General features: G+C 51.2%; 1 protein-coding gene. It reads left to right on the forward strand.

Annotated elements, in window-relative coordinates; all coding sequences use genetic code 11:
* Positions 1 to 420: GTP cyclohydrolase I FolE (folE, locus tag JWG88_RS21395; protein ID WP_205235850.1), on the forward strand; the 420-nt coding region annotated here is incomplete at both ends.

The following is a 420-nucleotide window of genomic DNA, read 5'->3' on the forward strand; positions in this document are numbered from 1 at the left end:
CCCTAAGTCAGGAAGCTGCCCTGGTTCACGAAGCGCTGCTGGCGCGTGGACTGGAAACGCCGTTACGTGCACCGACGCGCGATATAGATGACAACACACGTAAAAGTCTGATTGCCGGGCACATGACCGAGATTATGCAGCTGCTGAATCTGGATCTTGAAGATGACAGCCTGATGGAAACGCCGCATCGCATCGCCAAAATGTATGTGGATGAAGTCTTTTCCGGTCTCGACTACGCCAACTTCCCGAAAATCACCGTCATTGAGAATAAAATGAAGGTTGATGAGATGGTGACCGTGCGTGATATCACGCTGACCAGCACCTGTGAACACCACTTTGTGATCATCGATGGCAAAGCGACCGTCGCCTACATTCCCAAAGAAAAGGTGATTGGCCTGTCGAAAATCAACCGTATCGTGC

Origin of the sequence: Desulfopila inferna (genome assembly GCF_016919005.1) — a bacterium.
Lineage (GTDB): Bacteria > Desulfobacterota > Desulfobulbia > Desulfobulbales > Desulfocapsaceae > Desulfopila_A > Desulfopila_A inferna.